This window comes from Pseudonocardia sp. UM4_GMWB1 (assembly GCF_017312155.1).
GTDB lineage: Bacteria > Actinomycetota > Actinomycetes > Mycobacteriales > Pseudonocardiaceae > Pseudonocardia > Pseudonocardia alni.
This window is the reverse complement of the sequence record NZ_QJPN01000001.1, coordinates 4,648,032-4,667,978: the sequence shown is the minus strand read 5'-3', so window position 1 is coordinate 4,667,978 and position 19,947 is coordinate 4,648,032. Positions and strand designations below refer to the sequence as shown.

Here is a 19,947-nt window from a genome sequence, read left to right as displayed (position 1 = left end):
GGAAGATCGAATCCTCCCGACGGCCGGATGGCAGAGGCCGTCCCCGCGGTCCACCATGTGGGCCATGACCGTGCTCACCCCGCGCCCGACGACCGCGGACCTGGTCCGTGGAGTCGTCGTGGCGGTCCTGGCGATCCTGCAGGTACTCGTGTCGGCGCTCGGGGGGTCGGGGATCGGCGCCGTCGCGCGCGACTACGACACCCCGCTGCTGGCCGCGGGATGGGCGTTCTCGATCTGGGGTCTGATCTACCTGGGCGTGCTGGTCTACGCCGGCTACGCCCTGCTGCCCGGCCAGCGCGGCCGCGAGGTGCACCGCCGCGTCGGCTGGTGGGTCGCGGCGACCGCGGTGCTCAACCCGCTGTGGATCGCGGCCTTCTCGAACCGCTGGGTGGTCACCGCCGAGGTGCTGCTGGTCCTGCTCGTCGTCGCGCTCGGTGTCGTCTACGGACGGCTGTCCCGCAGCGTCGCCGACGGCTGGGCGGAACGGCTGGCGATGCGACTGCCGCTGGCCGTCTACCTCGGCTGGTCCTCGGCCGCGCTGGTGCTGGGCCTGATGGCGGCCGGCGTCGCGGTCGGGCTGCCGTCCGACGGGGTGCTCCCGCAGGTCGCGGCGATCCTGCTGCTCGTGATCCTCACCGCGGTCGTGCTGTCGGTCGTCGGCTCCACCGCCGGGTTCGCGGGCTTCGCGGGGGCGCTGTGCTGGGCGCTGCTGGGCGTCGTCGCCAACGACCGGCCGATCGCCGTCACCGTCGTCGCGACCGTCGCGGCGGGGATGATCGCGGTGCAGGCGGTGCGCCGGATCACGCGGTCGGTCCAGCCGGCCCGGCTGGCCCTGGGCTGAGCCGGCGGCTGAGAGGAAACCCGCACCGGGACGTCGGTCCCGCTTGCTACGGTCGCACCGGCAGGAGCAGCGGTACCAGGGAGGCCCGGCATGATCACCGGAAGCATCGTCGCGATCGTGACCCCGATGCACGACAGCGGCGAGGTCGACCACACGGCCCTCGGCGAGCTCGTCGAGCGGCAGGTCGACGCGGGCACCGCGGCGATCGTCTCGGTCGGCACGACCGGCGAGTCGTCCACGCTGTCGGTGCTCGAGCACACCGAGGTCATGCGGCGCACCATCGAGGTCGCGAACGGCCGGGTCCCGGTCATCGCCGGCACCGGGGCGAACTCCACCGCCGAGGCGATCCACCTGACCCGCGCCGCGCGGGCGGCCGGCGCCGACGGCGCGCTGCTCGTGACGCCGTACTACAACAAGCCTCCGCAGGAGGGCCTCTACCAGCACTTCAAGCGGATCGCCGAGACCGTCGACATCCCGCAGTACCTCTACAACGTCCCGGGTCGCACGGCCTGCGACATGCTGCCGTCGACGGTGGCCCGGCTGGCGGAGATCCCGAACATCGTCGGCCTCAAGGAGGCCAAGGGCGACCTGGACCGGGTCCGCGAGCTCGTCGCGCTGGGCCTGGACGACTTCGCGCTGTACTCCGGTGACGACGGCACCGCCCGCGCGTCGATGCTCGCCGGGTTCCACGGCGACATCTCGGTGACCGCGAACGTCGCCCCCGAGACGATGGCCCGGATGTGCAAGGCCGCCGTCGCCGGTGACGCCGAGACCGCCTCCGCGCTCGACGCCGACCTCGCGGGCCTGCACGCGGCGCTGTTCTCCGAGCCGAACCCGATCCCGGTGAAGTGGGCGCTGGCCGAGCTGGGACTCATGCCCGGCGGGATCCGGCTGCCGCTGGTGCCGCTGGACGAGTGGCACCACGAGGACGTCCGCGCCGCGCTGCGGGCCGCGGGCCTGCTGTCCTGAGCCCCGCCCTCCCCGGGGCGCTGCTCGTCGCCAACCGCGCCGAGATCGCCGTCCGGATCATGGAGACGGCGTCGGGGCTGGGCGTGCGCACGGTCGCCGTGCACGCGGCCGACGACGCCGCCTGCGCACACGTCGCCCGCGCCGACGCCGCCGTCGCGCTGCCCGGCACCGGCGCCGCCGCCTACCTCGACGTCGACGCGCTGGTGCGGGCCGCCGTCGACGGCGGGGCCGGTGCGCTGCACCCCGGCTACGGGTTCGCCTCCGAGAGCCCGGCGCTGGCCCGGGCCTGCGCGGACGCCGGCGTGGTGTTCGTCGGGCCGTCGCCGCGGACGCTGGAGCTGTTCGGGGACAAGGCCGCCGCCCGCGACCACGCGGGGGCGCTCGGCGTACCGGTGCTGGAGGCCGTCGAACCCGCCGACGGCGCCGCGCTGCTGTCCCGCCTCGGCCCCGGCGGCGGCGTCATGGTCAAGGCCCGCTCCGGCGGCGGCGGGCGCGGGATGCGCCCGGTCACCGACCCGGCCGACCTCGACGACGCCGTGCGCCGCTGCTCGTCCGAGGCACTCGCCGCGTTCGGCGACGGTGCGGTGCAGGTCGAACGTCTTCTCCCGGCCGCCCGGCACGTCGAGGTGCAGGTCCTCGGCGACGGCACCGGCGTCGTCGTGCTGGGGGACCGGGACTGCTCCGCGCAGCGCCGCCGGCAGAAGCTCGTCGAGATCGCGCCCGCCCCCGCCGTGCCCGCCCCGGTGCGCGCGCGGCTGCACGAGGCCGCGCTGCGCCTGTGCGACGGCTACCGCGGCCTCGCCACCGTCGAGTTCCTGCTCGCCGGGCAGGACATCGCGTTCCTGGAGGTCAACCCGCGGATCCAGGTCGAGCACACCGTCACCGAGGAGACCACCGGCCTCGACCTCGTCGAGCTGGGACTGCGGGTCGCGTACGGCGCCCGGCTCGCCGACCTCGGCCTCGCCACCCCGCCCGCGCCGCGCGGGGCCGCGGTGCAGGCCCGGGTGACGACCGAGACCGTCGGGCCGCTCGAGACCCTCGTCCCGGCCGCCGGGACCCTGACCCGCTTCCAGCCGCCCGCCGGGCGCGGGGTCCGCGTCGACACCCACGGCTACGCCGGGTACCGGGTCGGGCCCCGCTACGACCCGCTGCTGGCCAAGGTCATCGCCCGCGGGGCGACGCCGGAGGCCGCGGCCGCCGCCGCCCGGCGTGCCCTCGCCGGGTTCGACGTGGCCGGCGTCGCGGTCACCCTGGGGCTGCTGCAGGCCGTCCTCGCCCGCCCCGAGCTGGTCGACGGGACACTGGACACCACCTTCGTCGACCGGCACCTGGCGGAGCTGGCCGCGGCGCCCCGCGAGACCGTGCTGCCCGCGACCGGTGCGCCCGCGACCGGTGCGCCCGCGACCGGTGACGCCGCCGGGAACGGATCGGCGCCGGGCCCGGCGGTCGAGGTCCCCGCGGACCGGACCGCCGTGCGCGCGTCCCGGCCCGGCGTCGTGGTGGCGCTGCCCACCCCGGCCGGGCAGGTCGTCGCCGCGGGCGGCGAGGTCGTCGTCCTCGAGTCGATGAAGATGGAGCACCCGGTCATCGCGGAGCGGCCGGCCCGGGTGGAGACGGTCGTCGTCGCCGTCGGGGACGCGGTCGAGGAGGGGGAGCTGCTCGCCGTCCTCGCCGACGCCGACGCCGCGGACGCCCCCGGCCGTGGCGAGGACGTCGACCCCGACCGGATCCGGCCCGACCTGGCCGAGGTCCGCGACCGCCACCACGGCGGGCTCGACGCCGGCCGGCCCGCCGCCGTCGCACGCCGGCGGTCGGCGGGGCGGCGCACCGCCCGGGAGAACGTCGCCGACCTGCTCGACCCCGACAGCCTCGTCGAGTACGGCGCGCTGACCCTGGCGGCGCAGCGGGCCCGGCGCAGCACCGCCGAGCTCGTCGCCCGCACCCCCGCCGACGGGATCGTCACCGGCACCGGGACCGTCGGCGGACGCCCGGTCGCCGTGCTGGCCTACGACTACACCGTGCTCGCCGGCACCCAGGGCGTGCTCAACCACCGCAAGACCGACCGGCTCCTCGAGCTCGCCGAGCGCGACCGGCTGCCGGTCGTCGTGTTCGCCGAGGGCGGCGGCGGGCGGCCGGGGGACACCGACACCTCCGCCGTCACCCAGCTCGACGTGCCGACCTTCCGGCTGTTCGCCCGCCTGCGTGACCGGGTCCCGACCGTCGCGGTCGTCGCCGGCTACTGCTTCGCCGGCAACGCGGCCCTGGCCGGGGCCTGCGAGCTGATCGTCGCGACCGAGGGCAGCAGCCTGGGCATGGGCGGCCCGGCGATGATCGAGGGCGGCGGGCTCGGCGTCGTCGCCCCCGGTGACGTCGGCCCGATGCCGGTGCAGTGGGCGAACGGCGTGGTCGACCTGCTCGTGCCCGACGACCGGGCCGCGGCCGCCGCGGCCCGCCGGTACCTGCGCCACGTCGCCGGGGACCCGGTGGCCGGCGGGCACGCCGACCAGCGGCTGCTGCGCCACCTGGTGCCGGAGAACCGGCTGCGCGCCTACGACGTCCGCCGCGTCGTCGACACCCTGTGCGACACCGGCTCCGTCGTCGAGCTGCGCGGCGGGTTCGGCGCGGGGCTGGTCACCGCACTGGCCCGGCTCGACGGCCGCGCCGTCGGCGTGATCGCCAACGACCCCGAGCACCTCGGTGGCGCGATCGACGGCGACGCCGCGGACAAGGCCGCCGCGTTCCTGGCGCTGTGCCAGGCCCGCGGGCTGCCGGTCGTGTCGCTGTGCGACACCCCGGGGTTCATGGTCGGCCCGGACACCGAGCGCACCGCGACCGTCCGCCGGTTCGGGGCGATGTTCGTCGCCGGCGCACGGCTGACGGTGCCGCTGGTGACGGTCGTGCTGCGCAAGGGCTACGGCCTCGGCGCGATGGCGATGGCCGGCGGTGACCTGCACGCGCCGGTGCTGACCGTGGCCTGGCCGACCGGCGAGTTCGGCGGGATGGGCCTGGAGGGTGCGGTCCGCCTCGGCTTCCGCGACGAACTGGCCGCGATCACCGACGAGACCGCGCGGCGGGCCCGCTACGACGAGCTCGTCGCCGGGTACTACGAGCGGGGCAAGGCGCTCGGCGTGGCGACGGTGTTCGAGATCGACGACGTCATCGACCCCGCCGACACCCGGGCCGTGGTCTCCCGCGCGCTGCGCGGGCGCTGACCGGCGCCGGTGGTCAGGACGGCTCCGCCCCGTCCGTGGACGGCTCCGCGGCGTCGGGTGCGACCGTGGGACCCGCGCTCGTGGTCTTCACGTTGCGCACGATGTCGCGGCCGAAGGTGACGTCGACCCGCTCGGCCACGGCCAGCTCCAGCACGGCGATCATGACCTCGCCGGAGATGCGGCGCATCCGCTCGATCGTCTCGTAGACACGCGGCCACTGGTCGTCGGGACGGCCCTCGGCGTCGAAGGGCTGCCAGATCTCGCCGAGGAACAGATCGACGTAGAGCCGGGCGACGGCGTCGGCGTGCTTGCGCAGCTGCTCGACGACGTCGAGCGAGCGGGTGATCGGGATGCCGAGACCGGTCAGCTCGGCCGCGGCGTTCATCAGCCGCGGGCTGATCTCCTCGTAGGTGTCGTCGCCCAGCTCGCGCAGCAGGCCCATCTTGACCCCGCGCTTGGCGACGCCGACGTCGGTGCTCTCGTACCGTTCGGCGAGCTCGGCGAGGTGCACGATCTGCCGGTCCTCGGGCGCGAACAGCGCGCGGACGGTCCGGATGAACTGCACGACCTGCTCGGTGGAGCCACCGGTGGTGTCGAGCAGCTTCTTGATCGTGTCGAGCTTGACGCCCTCGTCCTGCAGGTCCTGGATCAGCTCCAGACGTGCCGCGTGACCGGGGCCGTAGTAGCCCGTCCGGGCCTTGACCTGCGGCGGGGGCAGCAGCCCCCGGGACTGGTAGGCGCGGATGTTGCGCACCGTGACACCGCTGGACCGCGCCAGCTCGTCGATGGTGCGCCAGTCCGCCGACTCCGGGTCCTCGACCATGACACGGAGAATAACAGGCGAGCATGTGACACAGGATCCAGGCGACCCCGGTTGCTATGTGACATCGAGCAGTGCACTGTTGATGTCATGTTCCGATCCGCTCCTGGCACGACCTCGCGCCGCCGGGGCCTGCTGGCCGCCGCGAGCGCCCTCACGACCCCGCTGCTGCCCGAGGACTTCCTGACACTGGTCGACCCGCTCTGGTCGACCACGTCGCTGCGCGGCCGGGTCGTCGCCCGTCGCCGCGAGACCGGCCGTGCGGTCTCGGTGACCATCGAGCCCGGGCGCGCCTGGGCCGGGCACCGCGCCGGCCAGTACGTCGGCATCGGCGTCGAGGTCGACGGCGTCCGGCTCACCCGGAGCTACTCGCTGACCTCGCCCGAGGACGCCGAGCACCTCACCGTGACCGTGCAGGAGGTCGACGGCGGCGCCGTGTCGCCGACCCTGGTCCGCGACCTGCCGATCGGCACGATCGTCGAGCTCGACCAGGCGGCGGGCGGTTTCGTCCTGCCCGACCCGCTCCCGGAGAAGCTGCTGTTCGTCACCGCGGGCAGCGGCATCACCCCGGTGATGGGCATGCTGCGCACGCTCGACCGCGCCGGGACGATGCCCGACGTCGTGCTCGTGCACGGCGCCCGCACGTCGGAGGACACGATCTTCCGCGCCGAGCTGGCCGGCCTCGCCGCGCGGCACCCGTCGCTGCGGGTCGTGCTGCGCCACAGCGCCGTCTCCGGGCGGCTCGACCCCACGACCCTCGACGCCGCCGTCGCGGACAGGGCCGACCGGGCCGTGTACGCCTGCGGCCCCGACGGCCTGCTCGACGCCCTGGAGGGTGCCTGGGACGGCGTCACCGCCGAGCGCTTCACCCCGCCGGCCCGCGCCACCGAGGGCACCGGCGGCACCGTCGACCTCGGCGGCGACGACGTCGTCGTCGAGTCCGGCCAGAGCCTTCTCGAGGCGGGGGAGGCCGCCGGGAAGCTCATGCCCAGCGGCTGCCGGATGGGCATCTGCTTCGGCTGCGTGCTGCCGCTACGCGAGGGCCGGGTGCGCGACCTGCGCACCGGCGAGGCGCACGGCGAGCCCGGCGACCTGGTCCAGACCTGCATCAACTCCGCGTGCGGGCCCGCCCGCATCGACCTTCCCTGATCCACCCGCTCCGACCGAAGGAGGTCCTCATGACCGCCGTCCTGGAGAACCCCACGCACGCCGAGCCCGGCCCGGAGGAGACCGGCCGCGAGCAGCACCCGCAGCGCCCGGTGCTGGAACTCGTGCCGTCGTCGCGCCGCGAGGACGTGGCCGCGACCACCGACCTGACCGCCGAGCAGATCGAGGAGCTCGGCCGTCGCCTCGACGCGATCCGTGACCGGGTCCTCGCCGAGCGCGGCGCCTCGGACGCCGAGTACATCCGTGGCGTCATCCGCAAGCAGCGGGCGCTGGAGATCGGCGGCCGCGCGCTGCTGTTCGCCGGCGTCCTGCCCCCGGCCTGGATCGCCGGGACCGCCATGCTCTCGATCGCCAAGATCCTCGAGAACATGGAGATCGGGCACAACGTCATGCACGGCCAGTGGGACTGGATGCGCGACCCGAAGATCCACTCGTCGACCTGGGAGTGGGACAACGTCTCGTCCTCGGCGGAGTGGAAGCACTCGCACAACTACATGCACCACACCTACACCAACGTCGTCGGCAAGGACCGCGACGTGGGCTACGGGATCCTGCGGCTGTCCGAGGAGCAGCGGTGGACGCCGTACTACCTGGGCAACCCGCTGTACAACTTCCTGCTCAGCCTGTTCTTCGAGTACGGCGTCGCGCTGCACGACCTCGAGGTCGAGAAGGTCGTGGCGGGGCAGAAGCCGCTGAGCCGGGTGTGGCAGCAGATCAAGTCGATCGGCCGCAAGACCGGTCGCCAGATCCTCAAGGACTACGTCGCGTTCCCCGCGCTGGCCGGGCCGTTCTTCCTGCCGGTGCTCGCGGGCAACCTCACCGCGAACCTGGTGCGCAACGTCTGGACGCACGCGGTCATCTTCTGCGGCCACTTCCCGACCGGAGCGGTCCAGTTCACCGAGGAGCAGCTGGAGGACGAGAGCCGCGGCGAGTGGTACGTCCGCCAGCTGCTGGGCTCGGCCAACCTCGACGGCGGCCGGTACTTCCACCTGATGACCGGCCAGCTGTCCTTCCAGATCGAGCACCACCTGTTCCCGGACCTGCCCAGCAACCGCTACGCCGAGATCGCCCCCGAGGTGCGGGAGCTGTGCCGGGAGTACGGGCTGGAGTACACGACCGGGCCGCTGTGGAAGCAGTACATGCAGGTCCTGGGCATGATCAACCGACTGGCCCTGCCGAACGGGAAGCGCTGATAGCTTCCGATCCGTCCGGATCGGCGGAGGGGGCGGTCGTGCGGCACCTGGTGGGGATCCTGGTCGGGCTCGTCGGGACGGCGGTGGCGCTGCTCGTCGCCGGTGCGGGGATGGGCATCGCCTACGAGTCGATGATGCGGATGGACCTCGACCGGGTCCCCGCCGGCTCGGGCCTGCTGCTCGTCGGCGGGCTGCTCCTGGGCGCGGTGGTGCTCGCCGCCCGCCTGTCCCCGGGTGCACCGCTGACCGGGGCCGTACTGCTCCTGGCCGGCTCGGCGTGGACGCTGGTCGACCCGCAGGCCCCGTTCGCGCTGGGCCGGGGGCTCGGCTACCTGCTGAGCCTGCAGTACGGGATGCTCCTGGCCGGGCTTCTGGCCGTGGCCGCGTTCATCGTCCCGCGGCGGCGGGCCGAACCCGGCCCGCCGACGACGCCACGCGCGCCGCCCTCACCGCCCGCGCCGGCCGGTGAGCCCCGCTCAGCCCGCGACGCCCGGGGACAGCGACAGCACCGGCACCGTCCCGTTCAGCGCGAAGGCCCCGACCACCTGCTGCTTGTAGACGATCGGGTTGTGCACGGCGAGGGTGCGCGCGTTGCGCCAGTGCCGGTCCAGCGCCCGGTCGACGTCGACGGTGGACGCGCCGCCGACCTCGAACAGCTCCGAGGTCGCGTCCAGCACCAGCTGCGGCACCGTCGACTGGGCCCGGTACACGTCGAGCTCGGCGGCCGGGCCGTGGCCGGGCTCGGACAACGCCCGCTCCAGCGAGGCGGCCGCGGCGTCGACGACGGCGGCGACGGTGAACGCGGCCGCGTCGACCTTCCCGACGACCTGCTGTACCAGCGGGTCGTCCCTGGGCAGGTCGGCGTTGCCGTAGGGCCAGTTGCGGCGCCGGTCGCGGACGTAGGCGGCGGCGTCGTCGGCGGCGCGGCGGGCGATCCCGGCCAGCGCCGCCAGCTGCACCAGCTGCAGGAACCCCTGCCGGACCGGCTGGTGGGCATCGGTCGGCGCGGGCCGCACCTGGGCCGGGTCGACCTCGACCGCGGTGAACCGGGTCGTGCCGCTGGCGGTCAGCTTCTGCCCGAACCCGCGCCAGTCGTCGACCCGCTCGACACCGGGCGCGGAGGTCTCCACCAGCACGCTCACCCGGCTGCCGTCCTCGTCGAGCGCGACGACGTCGACGAGGTCGGCGTAGAGAGTGCCGGTGCAGTAGAACTTCTCGCCCTCGAGCAGCAGCCTGTCCCCGTCGCGGCGCAGCACCGTGGTGGAGGAGTTGCGCACGACGCCGCCGCGCTCGGAGATGGCGTTGCCGACGAGCCTGCCGGCCGCGACCTGCTCCAGCCGACCGCGCAGCACCGGGTCGTCGGCGGCACCGGCCGACCACAGCTCGGCGAACAGCAGGTGCGTCCGCAGCGCCTGCGGGATGTTCGAGTCCGCCGCGCCCAGCTCGACGAGCAACGCGAACAGCTGACGCAGCGACGCCCCCGCGCCGCCGGCCTCCACCGGCAGCCGGACAGCGCCGAACCCGGCGTCGCGCAGGGCGGCGATCTCGTCGACGGGCAGCCTGCGGCTCAGCTCGCGCTCCACCGCGCCGGCGGCGATCTTCTCGAACAGCGGGCGGAACCGGGCGTGCAGCTCGGCGTCGGTCACGGGCACGGGGGTCTCCTGGGAGTTCGGGGACGCGCGTGGGGAGCAGGTCGGCGCCAGCGTAGGTGCCCGGCCCGCCGGTCCGCCGTGACCCGTGCCTCAGCGGGCGTGCGCCCGGGAGGCGGTCCGCACGATCCCCTCGACGAGCTCCGGCCAGACCCACCGCGGCAGGTCGTGGCCCATCCCCGGCACCTCCACCAGCTCGGCGCCCGGGACGGCCGCGGCGGTCGCACGGCCCCCGTCGGGGCGGATGACCCGGTCCGCGCACCCGTGCAGTACCAGCGCCGGGCAGGTCAGCGCCCGCAGGTCCGCGGTGCGGTCCCGCTCGGCGACGATCGCCGCCAGCTGCCTGCCGGCCCCGCTGCCGTCGCCGGTCTCGCGGGCCTGCGCCCGCCGGAACGTGACGCGGACGTCCTCGTCGTCCACGGCGGTCCGGTCGTGGGAGCCGATCCGGCGGAACGACCGGACCAGGCCCTCGACCGGGTCCGCGGGCGGCGGGCGCAAGAACTCCGGGATCATCCGCGGTGCGGTCCGCCCGGTGCCGTCGCCGGGGCGGCCCATCACCGAGGTCAGCGACCGGACCAGGCCGGGGTGGCGGATCGCGGTCTCCTGGGCGACCGAGGCCCCCAGCGAGGCGCCGACCACGTGCGCCCCGGACGGCGCGACCCGGGCGATCAGTCCGCCGGTGTCGTCGGCCATGTCGGCCAGGGTGTAGACCGGCCGGGCCCGGCGCGTCAGGAACCCCCAGGCCGAGATCCCGGGGCCGGACAGGTGCGTCGAGCGGCCGACGTCGCGGTTGTCGAACCGCACCACCCGGAACCCGCGGCCGGCCAGGGCGGCGCAGAGGTCGTCGCGCCACCAGTCCAAGGACAGACCCAGGCCCATCACCAGGACCACCACCGGGTCGGCCGGGTCGCCGAAGGACTGGTGGCACAGCCGGACCGCGCCGACGTCGGTGTACTGCTCGGGTTCCACACCCCGCGTTCGGCCGGACGCGACCCGCCGGTTCGTCCCGAACGGACGTGGCTACCCTGGTGCAGCGTGGCACCCACCTCCGTATTCCCCGCCCTGGAGCCGATCCTGCCCCGCGTCGCCAAGCCGGTGCAGTACGTCGGCGGTGAGGGGAACTCGCAGGTCAAGCCGTGGGACTCCGCGGCCGTCCGCTGGGCACTGCTCTATCCGGACGCCTACGAGGTCGGCCTGCCCAACCAGGGCGTCCAGATCCTGTACGAGGTCCTCAACGAGCGCGCCGACGCACTGGCCGAGCGCTGCTACGCGGTCTGGCCCGATCTCGAGGCCCTGATGCGCGAGTCGGGGGTGCCGTCGTTCACCGTCGACGCCCACCACGCGGTCGGTGACTTCGACGTCCTCGGCGTCTCCTTCTCCACCGAGCTCGGCTACACCAACCTGCTCACCACGCTCGACCTGGCGGGGATCCCGCTGCACGCCCGGGACCGCGACGAGAGCCACCCGGTCGTCGTCGCCGGTGGGCACGCGGCGTTCAACCCGGAGCCGGTCGCGGACTTCGTCGACGTCGCCGCGCTCGGTGACGGCGAGGAGGTCGTCGGCGACATCACCGACGTCGTGCGGGACTGGAAGGCGCAGGGACGCCCGGGCGGGCGCCGGGAGCTGCTGCTGCGGCTGTCGTCGACGCCCGGCTGCTACGTGCCGTCCCTCTACGACGTGACCTACGCCGACGACGGTCACATCGCCGCCGTCACCCCGGCCGACGAGCGGGTCCCCGCGAGCGTGCAGAAGCGCACCACGATCGAGCTGGACGACTGGCCGTACCCGAAGAAGCCGCTGGTCCCGCTGGCCGAGACCGTGCACGAGCGGGCCAGCGTCGAGATCTTCCGCGGCTGCACCCGCGGCTGCCGGTTCTGCCAGGCCGGGATGATCACCCGCCCGGTGCGGGAGCGGTCGCTGCAGGGCGTCGGCGAGATGGTCGACGCGTCGGTGCGCGCCTCCGGTTTCGACGAGGTCGGCCTGCTGTCGCTGTCGAGTGCCGACCACTCCGAGATCGCCGAGATCACCAAGGGCCTCGCCGACCGCTACGAGGGCACCAACACCTCGCTGTCGCTGCCGAGCACCCGGGTCGACGCGTTCAACATCGACCTGGCCAACGAGATCTCCCGCAACGGCCGCCGCTCGGGGCTGACCTTCGCCCCCGAGGGCGGCTCCGAGCGCATCCGCCGCGTGATCAACAAGATGGTCTCCGAGGACGACCTCATCCGGACCTGCGCCGAGGCGTTCTCCCAGGGCTGGCGGCAGGTCAAGCTGTACTTCATGTGCGGGCTGCCCACCGAGACCGACGAGGACGTCCTGGAGATCGCCGGGATGGCCTACCGGGTGATCGAGGCCGGGCGGAGGGCGTCGGGGCGCAACGACGTCCGCTGCACCATCTCCATCGGCGGGTTCGTCCCGAAGCCGCACACCCCGTTCCAGTGGGCCGCGCAGTGCCACCCCGAGGTCGTCGACTCCCGGCTGCGCAAGCTGCGCGAGGCGGTCAACGCCGACCGGAAGATCGGCCGCAACATCGGCATGCGCTACCACGACGGCGAGCCCTCGCTGATCGAGGGACTGCTCGCCCGTGGCGACCGCCGGGTCGGCGCCGTCATCGAGAAGGTCTGGCGCGACGGCGGCCGGTTCGACGGCTGGTCCGAGCACTTCTCCTACCGCCGCTGGGTCGACTCCGCCGCCGAGGCCCTGGAGCCGCAGGGGGTGTCGCTGGACTGGTTCACCACCCGCGAGCGCGACGCCGACGAGATCCTGCCCTGGGACCACCTCGACTCCGGCCTGGAGCGCGACTGGCTCTGGGAGGACTGGCAGGACGCGCTCGACGGCCGCGAGCAGGACGACTGCCGCTGGACGCCGTGCTTCGACTGCGGCGTCTGCCCGTCCACGGGTACCGACATCGAGGTCGGCCCCAGCGGGACCACCCTGCTGCCGCTGACCGTGGTCAACCCGACGGCCTCGGCCGCGGGGCCGCTCGGGGGCGCACACCCGGGTGGCTGAGAACGGACTGTCCTCGATCCCGGACCCGGCCGTCGCCGACGCCGACGGGTCCTCCTGGGAGTACGGCGGCAGACGCCTGCGGGTCCGGGTCGCCGACGAACGCGACGTCGCCGCGCTCGCCCGGCTGCGCCGCCTCTGGCTGGAGGAGCGCGCCGGGCGGCCGGTCGAGGACCCGTCGTTCGCCGAGTCGTTCGCCGCCTGGTGGCGGGTCGAGCAGCCGCGCCGGGCGTTCTGGGTGGCCGAGGCGGGCAGCGACCGCGCCGGGTGGACACCGGTCGGGTCGATCAACGTGCTGGAGACCGTGCAGATGCCCCGCCCCGGGGGCCGTGGCACGCGCACCGGGCAGGTCGGGAACGCCTTCGTCCTCGCCGCGTTCACCGAGGCGGGGGTGCCGCGGGTGCTGCTGTCGGCGGTCGTCGCGCACGCCAGGGCCCGCGGGTACCGGCGGCTGATGCTCGCCCCGACCGCGGGGAGCGCCGCGTTCTACCGGCGTGCCGGGTTCCGGCCCGCCGGCGACGCGCTGCTGGTGCTGGAGCAGTAGGTCTGCTGGAGCAGCCGACCGGAACGTGCGAGATCGCGCCGGCGGCCGTGCAGCCAGGCGGCGAACTCCGGCACGTCTGGCTCGCGGCCCTCCAGCAACGGGAGCGTCGCCTCGCCGAGTGGCCAGAACCGCGGCCGCCGCCCGGCCAGGACGTCGAACACGTCCACGACGGTCCCCGCGACGGGTTCGACGCGCAGGGGATCCCCGCCGAGCCGTACGGCACCCGGTGGCCCGCCGCGCCCGGCTGAGCGTCCACCGCAGCGCCGCCCCCGGATCGCCGGCGTCGGGGAACAGGAGCCCCACGGCGCGGCAGCGCGGGACCGGGCCGCTGCTGCACAGCACGAGCGCCAGCAGCGCCCACGGCTTGCGGCCCCGGACCGGGTCCACACCGCCCGCACGGGGCGGGCCGAGCAGCCGGACGACGGTCACACGGCACCTCCCTGTCCGCGGCGAGGGAGGATGACACCGCCGCCGTGCCGCCGGAACCGGCCGTTCGACCCCTCCTGTCAGAGGCGAACGGCCGTGACCAGCAGGTATTCGGATTCCCAGTGGTCGCCGGTCCGGGTGGCGGTCAGGTGGTCGAGGAACGCGGTGTCCAGCTCCGCGGTCCGTTCCGGGGCGTCGGCGATGCGGGCATACGTGGTGACGATCGGCCCGTAGCGCTGCTTCCACCAGTCGCGGAACGCGGCGGGGGAGTCGGTGACCGCGAACCGGGCGGACCCGAGCGAGGTGTGCAGGTCCCGCACACCGTCCCCGAGCAGCGTGCGGAGGTACGCCTCGTCGCTCCAGCGGACCGGGGGAGACGCCCCGGGCGGCGGGGCGGGCACGAACGGGCGCAGCGTCGCGAGCAGCCCCCGACGAACCCTCCCGGGGTCCAGGCGAGCAGCGCGATCCGGCCGCCGGGGCGGCAGACGCGCAGCAACTCGGCCGCCGCCCGCTCGTGGAACGGGGCGAACATCACCCCCACGCAGGACAGCACGACGTCGAACGCGGCGTCGGGGAAGGGCAGCGCCTGGGCGTCGGCCTCGACCCACTCGAGCGCGGCCCCGCGGTCCGCGGCGAGCCGCGCGCCGACGGCGAGCAGCTCCGGGGTGAGGTCCGCGGCGACGACGTCCGCGCCACGCAGCGCGGCCGGGACGGCCGCGTTGCCGGTGCCCGCGGCGATGTCGAGCACCCGGTCGCCCGGGCCGACGGCCGCCGTGTCGACGACGACCTCGCCGAGGCCGGGGATCAGCTCCGCGGCGACCGCGGGGTAGTCGCCGGAGGCCCACACGGCGCGGTGGGCCGCGCCGAGCGTGCCGAGGTCGGGGATGGTGGACATGGTGGGTGCTCCTTCCGGTCCGCCGGTCGCGCCGAGGATGCGCGCGGGCCGTGTGCCCGACCGTGTGCACGCCCCTCCTAGACTCCGGCGCATGGCGCGCGTGAAGGCAGGAGCTGCGGCGAACCCGGCACCCCCGACGGTGCAGCGGATCCGCCTGCGCTTCGCCAAGCGCGGCCGGCTGCGGTTCCTCTCGCACCGCGACGTGGCCCGCAGCTTCGAACGCGCGGTCCGCCGGGCCGGTGTCCCGGTCTCGCACTCGCACGGCTTCAGCCCGCACCCGCGGCTGTCCTGGGTCGGTGCCGCCCCGACCGGGGCGGCCAGCGAGGCCGAGTACGTCGAGATGGGGCTGACCCGCGAGGTCGACCCGGAGCTGGTCCGGGAGGCCATGGACCGGGCGCTGCCCGACGGGCTCGACGTCGTCGCGGCGGCGGTCGCGACGCCGCCCGCGCTGGCCGACCGGATCGACGCCGCCCGCTGGCGGCTCGAGATCCGCGGGCTCGACCCCGCCGAGGTGCGGTCCGCGGTCGAGCGGTTCCTCGCCGAGACCTCGGTCGTGGTGACCCGGGTGACCCCGTCCGGGCGCAAGGAGATCGACGTGCGCGCCGCCGTCGTGACTCTGTCGGTCGAACCGCAGGTGAACGGCACACCGGCCGATCATGACCCGTCCGGGGCGGCGGGTTCCCCGGGTTCGGTCACCGACTGTGCGATACTGACGGCGGTCGTACGGCTGACGACACCGACCGTCCGACCCGATGACGTACTGGGCGCGCTCACCGTCGTCGCAGACCTGGCGCCGCCGGTACCGGTGACGGCCACCCGGTTGGCGCAGGGCCTGCTCGACGACGGGGGCGACCTGGTGGATCCGCTCGGTGCGGTCCCGGCGACCCGGGCCCGGCCGGACGGTTCCTGACACGGACGGCACTTCCCGCCTCCGGTCCGGCGTCGAGCACCATCCCCGAAGACCGGGGAGCGACACCAGATGTGCCGTACCGCGCAACCCGCGCGAGCTGCGGAACGTACGCGCAAGGTCCCTGAGCGGCCGCCTCCGACGTGAGGCGCCCGGGGGCGAAGGAGCTGAATGTCCGTGAACGACGCGCCCGCCGGTAGCACCGGCGGGCTCTCCGAGCTGCCGGAGAAGATGCGGGTCCATGCCCTGGCCAAGCTGCTGGGCACGGCGAGCCGCGATGTCCTGGCGACCCTGGTCGGTCTGGGCCAGGAGGTCCGTAGCGCCCAGTCCAGCATCACCCGTGCGACGGCCGAGCAGGTCGTCGCGGCGCTGCGCCCGGTCACGGACGCCGCCGGGGCCACCTCCCCGGACCCCACCGACGGGGCCGAGCCCGCCGGGGCGGAGGCCGCCCCCGCGGCCGACACGCCGGACGCCGCACTCGCCGAGGCCGCGGCCGTACTCGACATCGACTCGGCCGACGCCGGGGACGCGACCACCGAGGTCCGGGCGAACCCGTTCGACACCGGTTCCGGTGCCTCCCGGGGCGGGTCCGCGCCCGCACTGGCGCCGGTCTTCGCCGTCCCGATGTTCCAGGCCCCCACCGCCCAGGGCGCCGCGCAGACCGCCCCGGCGGCCGCCGAGCCCGCCGTCGACGACGCGGCCGAGCAGCCCGGTGGCGAGGACGGCACCGACGGCGGCCCCCGCCGCGGCCGTAAGAGCCGCCGTCGCAAGGACCGCGACACCGACACCACCGCGTCCCCGGCCGCGGACTCCGGGGCCGCCACCCCGGCGGCCGACGACGCCGACCCCGACGGGACCACCGACGCCGACGACCGGGGCGACGGCTCCGACGACGACGGCGAGGACGAGAACGGCAACCGCCGTCGTCGCCGCCGGGGCCGTCGTGGCCGCGGCCGCGGCAAGGGCGGCGAGGACTCCGGCGAGGACGGCGACGACTCGGAGGACTCCGACGAGTCCGGTTCCGAGGACGCCGGTTCCACCGGGGCCGACTCCGAGGACTCCGACTCCGACGACGCCGACGACTCCGACGAGCAGTCCCCGGGCGGCTCGCGCCGCCGGCGGCGCCGTCGTCGTCGCGGGGGGTCCGACGTCGAGGACCGTTCCGAGGACGACCCGCCCAACACCGTCACCCGGGTCCGCGAGGCCCGGAGCGAGTCCCGCCAGGACTCCGGGTCGTCCTCCGACGACCAGGTCCAGGGCGTGCGCGGCTCCACCCGGCTCGAGGCCAAGCGTCAGCGGCGGCGGGACGGCCGCGACGCGGGCCGCCGCCGTCCGCCGATCCTGTCCGAGTCGGAGTTCCTGGCCCGGCGCGAGTCGGTCGACCGCCAGATGGTGATCCGCCAGCGCTCCGACCGCACCGAGATCGGCGTGCTCGAGGACGACATCCTCGTCGAGCACTTCATCACCGGCGGCAACTCCGGCAGCTCGATGGTCGGCAACGTCTACCTCGGCCGCGTGCAGAACGTGCTGCCCTCGATGGAGGCGGCCTTCGTCGACATCGGGCGCGGCCGCAACGCCGTGCTCTACGCCGGTGAGGTCGACTGGGACGCCGCCGGCCTCAACGGCAAGGCGCGCAAGATCGAGCAGGCGCTGTCCTCCGGCGACCAGGTGCTGGTGCAGGTCACGAAGGACCCGGTCGGCCACAAGGGCGCCCGGCTGACCACGCAGATCTCCCTCGCCGGCCGCTTCCTGGTCTACGTGCCCTCCGGCGGCGCCGCGGGGATCTCCCGCAAGCTGCCCGACACCGAGCGCAAGCGCCTCAAGGAGATGCTGAAGGAGATCGTCCCGGCCGACGCCGGTGTGATCATCCGGACCGCCTCCGAGGGGGTCTCGCACGAAGCCCTCGAGCGCGACGTCCGCCGCCTGCAGGCGCAGTGGGAGGTCGTCAAGGAGAAGGCGAACAAGACCGGCCCGGGCGCACCCAAGGCCCCGACGCTCCTCTACGAGGAGCCGGACATGCTGGTCAAGGTCGTCCGCGACCAGTTCAACGAGGACTTCTCGAAGCTGATCGTGTCCGGCGCCGACGCCTGGGACACCGTGTCCGGCTACGTCGGGCACGTCGCGCCCGAGCTCACCGACCGGATGCACCGCCACACCGGCCCGTCCGACGTCTTCACCGAGTACCGGATCGACGAGCAGCTGCTCAAGGCGCTGGACCGCAAGGTCTGGCTGCCCTCGGGCGGCACCCTGGTGATCGACCGGACCGAGGCGATGACCGTCGTCGACGTCAACACCGGCAAGTTCACCGGCTCCGGCGGCAACCTCGAGGAGACCGTCACCCGCAACAACCTGGAGGCGGCTGAGGAGGTCGTCCGCCAGCTGCGGCTGCGTGACATCGGCGGGATCATCGTCGTCGACTTCATCGACATGGTGCTCGAGGCGAACCGGGATCTGGTCCTGCGCCGCCTCACCGAGTGCCTCGCCCGGGACCGCACCCGCCACCAGGTCGCCGAGGTGACCTCGCTCGGCCTGGTCCAGATGACCCGCAAGCGGGTCGGCGGCGGGCTGCTGGAGCACTTCTCCACCACCTGCGAGCACTGCCGCGGGCGGGGCGTGATCGTCTCGACCGACACCGGTCCGGACCACCAGCACGGCCGTTCCGGCAACGGCGCGCAGCACGGGAACGGCTCCGGCAACGGGAACGGCAACGGCGGCGGATCCGGCAACGGGTCCGGCTCCGGGAACGCCGGCAACGGCGACTCCGACGGCGGCGGGCGTCGCCGTCGTCGCCGCGGTGGCAACGGCAACGGCGAGCCCGGCAACGGCGAGTCCGGCAACGGCGAGTCCGGCCACGGCGGCTCCGGGAACGGGGACGCCGACCGCCACGACGCCGACCGCCACGCTCCCGACCGCAGCGGCTCGGGACACCGCAACGGCTCCGACCGTGCCGGGGACCGGGACGGCTCCGGCGACACCGCGCGCGTCGACGCCGCCGCGGGTGCCGCGGCCGTCGCCGCGGGCAGAAGCCCGAAGGGCGACGACGGCGCGGCCGCCGGGTCCACCGGGGTCTCCGTGCCGGCCACGGCCGACACCACCGTCACCGACGCCGCACCCGCACCGGCCCCGGCCGACGACGAGACCGTCGTCGCCGAGCCGCGCGGTGAGCTGACCGGTTCGGCCGCCCCGGTGGTCGCCGAGCCCACCGGGGCCCCGCAGGCCGCGACACCGGCCCAGGACGTGGCCCCGGCCCAGGACGTGGCCCCGGAGCCGGCGGGGACGCCCCCTGCCGCCCCGGAGCCCGACGCACCCGCACCGCGCCGCCGCCGGGTCAGCCGCTCCGGCGGCGCCCCGGTCCGCGGTGGTGAGGCGGTGGTCATCACGACCGCCTCGACGCCGGAGGAGTCCGCTCCGCCGGCGGCCACGACGGCACCGGCCGGCGCGGGAACGGCGGCCGCTCCGGCCGTCGCCGCGCAGCCGGAGCCCGCCGCGGCCGTCACCCGTACCCGCCGTCCACGCCGGGCGGCCTCCCGTCCGGCGGGTCCGCCCCAGGACGGAGGGTGACGGCGACCCCGGCGGAGAGCACTCCGACGGGGTCGCGTAACCTTGACCGACAGAAGCCACGCCTCTGCACACGACAGTGTTCGGCACGGGGGCCGTGGTGTGCGCGCCGGGGACCGGCGCGAGCTGTGAAAGCCCGAGCGCACCAGATGCGCCCCCGATGTTCAGGAGTCGTGCGTCAGCGATGTACGCGATCGTCAAGACCGGCGGCAAGCAGTACAAGGTGGCCGTCGACGACGTGGTCACCGTCGAGAAGCTCGACGGTGAGCCCGGCGCCGAGATCATTCTGCCCGCCGTTCTGCTCGTCGACGGCGACCAGGTGACCACCGACGCCAGCGGCCTCACCTCCGCGGTGACGGCCACCGTCGTCGAGCACACCAAGGGTCCGAAGATCCGGATCCACAAGTTCAAGAACAAGACCGGGTACCACAAGCGTCAGGGGCACCGTCAGCCCCTGACGAAGGTCCAGGTCACCGCGATCGGCAAGTAAGGAGCCCGCGTCATGGCACACAAGAAGGGTGCGTCCAGCTCCCGTAACGGTCGCGACTCCAACGCCCAGTACCTGGGTGTGAAGCGTTTCGGCGGCCAGTCGGTCAAGGCCGGCGAGATCCTCATCCGTCAGCGCGGCACCGCCACCCACCCGGGTGTCAACGTCGGGCGCGGCAAGGACGACACGCTGTTCGCCCTCGCCGCCGGGACCGTCGAGTTCGGTTCCAAGCGCGGCCGCAAGACCGTGAACATCGTGCCGGCCGAGGTCTGA

At 74.7% G+C, this 19,947-nt stretch carries 15 protein-coding genes; 11 read left to right on the top strand and 4 right to left on the bottom strand.

The genetic code is table 11. From position 1 onward, the window contains the following. The first annotated feature begins 64 nt into the window (after positions 1–64). The 3 genes from DMP15_RS21780 (at position 65) to DMP15_RS21770 (ending at position 5,022) form a co-directional block, all read left to right on the top strand. A complete protein-coding gene (locus tag DMP15_RS21780) occupies positions 65–841 on the top strand; it encodes a hypothetical protein (protein WP_073578257.1) in 777 nt (258 codons plus the stop codon). A 90-nt stretch (positions 842–931) separates the two neighbouring features. Continuing rightward, entirely contained in the window at positions 932–1,810 is an 879-nt protein-coding gene (gene dapA, locus DMP15_RS21775) for a 4-hydroxy-tetrahydrodipicolinate synthase (protein WP_073578071.1), read from the top strand. Further along, the gene (locus tag DMP15_RS21770; RefSeq protein ID WP_337826389.1) at positions 1,756–5,022 is read left to right on the top strand and encodes an acetyl-CoA carboxylase family protein; all 3,267 of its coding nucleotides are present in this window, start codon (positions 1,756–1,758) and stop codon (positions 5,020–5,022) included. Before dapA ends, DMP15_RS21770 begins: the two co-directional genes overlap by 55 nt. A 13-nt stretch (positions 5,023–5,035) precedes the next feature. Here the strand turns inward: DMP15_RS21770 and DMP15_RS21765 are convergent, their stop codons facing one another. After that, the gene (locus DMP15_RS21765; protein ID WP_073578070.1) at positions 5,036–5,845 is read right to left on the bottom strand and encodes a MerR family transcriptional regulator; all 810 of its coding nucleotides are present in this window, start codon (positions 5,843–5,845) and stop codon (positions 5,036–5,038) included. Between the two features lie 87 nt (positions 5,846–5,932). Between DMP15_RS21765 and DMP15_RS21760 the strand changes: the two genes are divergently transcribed. Both DMP15_RS21760 and DMP15_RS21755 read left to right on the top strand, forming a co-directional pair. Further along, positions 5,933–6,991 (top strand): ferredoxin reductase, encoded by a 1,059-nt coding sequence (locus DMP15_RS21760; RefSeq protein ID WP_100880069.1) that lies wholly within the window; start codon positions 5,933–5,935, stop codon positions 6,989–6,991. Positions 6,992–7,020: 29 nt separating this feature from the next. Beyond that, entirely contained in the window at positions 7,021–8,202 is a 1,182-nt protein-coding gene (locus tag DMP15_RS21755; protein WP_161152787.1) for a fatty acid desaturase family protein, read from the top strand. Positions 8,203–8,678: 476 nt separating this feature from the next. On the opposite strand, the gene DMP15_RS21750 is transcribed toward DMP15_RS21755, so the two are convergent. Further along, on the bottom strand, positions 8,679–9,854 hold the full coding sequence (locus tag DMP15_RS21750) for an acyl-CoA dehydrogenase family protein (RefSeq protein ID WP_253068031.1): 1,176 nt from the start codon (positions 9,852–9,854) through the stop codon (positions 8,679–8,681). Between the two features lie 90 nt (positions 9,855–9,944). Further along, complete coding sequence (locus tag DMP15_RS21745; protein WP_073578065.1) at positions 9,945–10,820, bottom strand: alpha/beta fold hydrolase; 876 nt, start codon at positions 10,818–10,820, stop codon at positions 9,945–9,947. Between the two features lie 66 nt (positions 10,821–10,886). On the opposite strand from DMP15_RS21745, the gene DMP15_RS21740 reads away from it, so the two are divergent. Further along, positions 10,887–12,860 carry a TIGR03960 family B12-binding radical SAM protein gene (locus tag DMP15_RS21740; protein WP_073578064.1) on the top strand — a complete coding sequence of 658 codons (1,974 nt, stop codon included), beginning with the start codon at positions 10,887–10,889 and terminating at the stop codon, positions 12,858–12,860. Then, positions 12,853–13,401, top strand: a complete 549-nt coding sequence (locus tag DMP15_RS21735; RefSeq protein WP_073578063.1) for a GNAT family N-acetyltransferase — start codon at positions 12,853–12,855, stop codon at positions 13,399–13,401. Before DMP15_RS21740 ends, DMP15_RS21735 begins: the two co-directional genes overlap by 8 nt. A gap of 571 nt (positions 13,402–13,972) precedes the next feature. Here the strand turns inward: DMP15_RS21735 and DMP15_RS21730 are convergent. Beyond that, a complete protein-coding gene (locus DMP15_RS21730) occupies positions 13,973–14,722 on the bottom strand; it encodes a class I SAM-dependent methyltransferase (protein ID WP_337826388.1) in 750 nt (249 codons plus the stop codon). Positions 14,723–14,813: 91 nt separating this feature from the next. Between DMP15_RS21730 and DMP15_RS21725 the strand changes: the two genes are divergently transcribed. The 4 genes from DMP15_RS21725 to rpmA all read left to right on the top strand — a co-directional run bounded on the left by DMP15_RS21725 (position 14,814) and on the right by rpmA (position 19,947). Beyond that, positions 14,814–15,632 (top strand): TIGR03936 family radical SAM-associated protein, encoded by an 819-nt coding sequence (locus DMP15_RS21725; RefSeq protein ID WP_337826387.1) that lies wholly within the window; start codon positions 14,814–14,816, stop codon positions 15,630–15,632. A gap of 168 nt (positions 15,633–15,800) precedes the next feature. Beyond that, on the top strand, positions 15,801–19,190 hold the full coding sequence (locus DMP15_RS21720) for a translation initiation factor IF-2 N-terminal domain-containing protein (protein ID WP_337826386.1): 3,390 nt from the start codon (positions 15,801–15,803) through the stop codon (positions 19,188–19,190). A 181-nt stretch (positions 19,191–19,371) separates the two neighbouring features. After that, entirely contained in the window at positions 19,372–19,677 is a 306-nt protein-coding gene (gene rplU / locus DMP15_RS21715; RefSeq protein WP_020624746.1) for a 50S ribosomal protein L21, read from the top strand. 12 nt (positions 19,678–19,689) lie between these two features. Next, on the top strand, positions 19,690–19,947 hold the full coding sequence (gene rpmA / locus DMP15_RS21710; RefSeq protein WP_020624745.1) for a 50S ribosomal protein L27: 258 nt from the start codon (positions 19,690–19,692) through the stop codon (positions 19,945–19,947).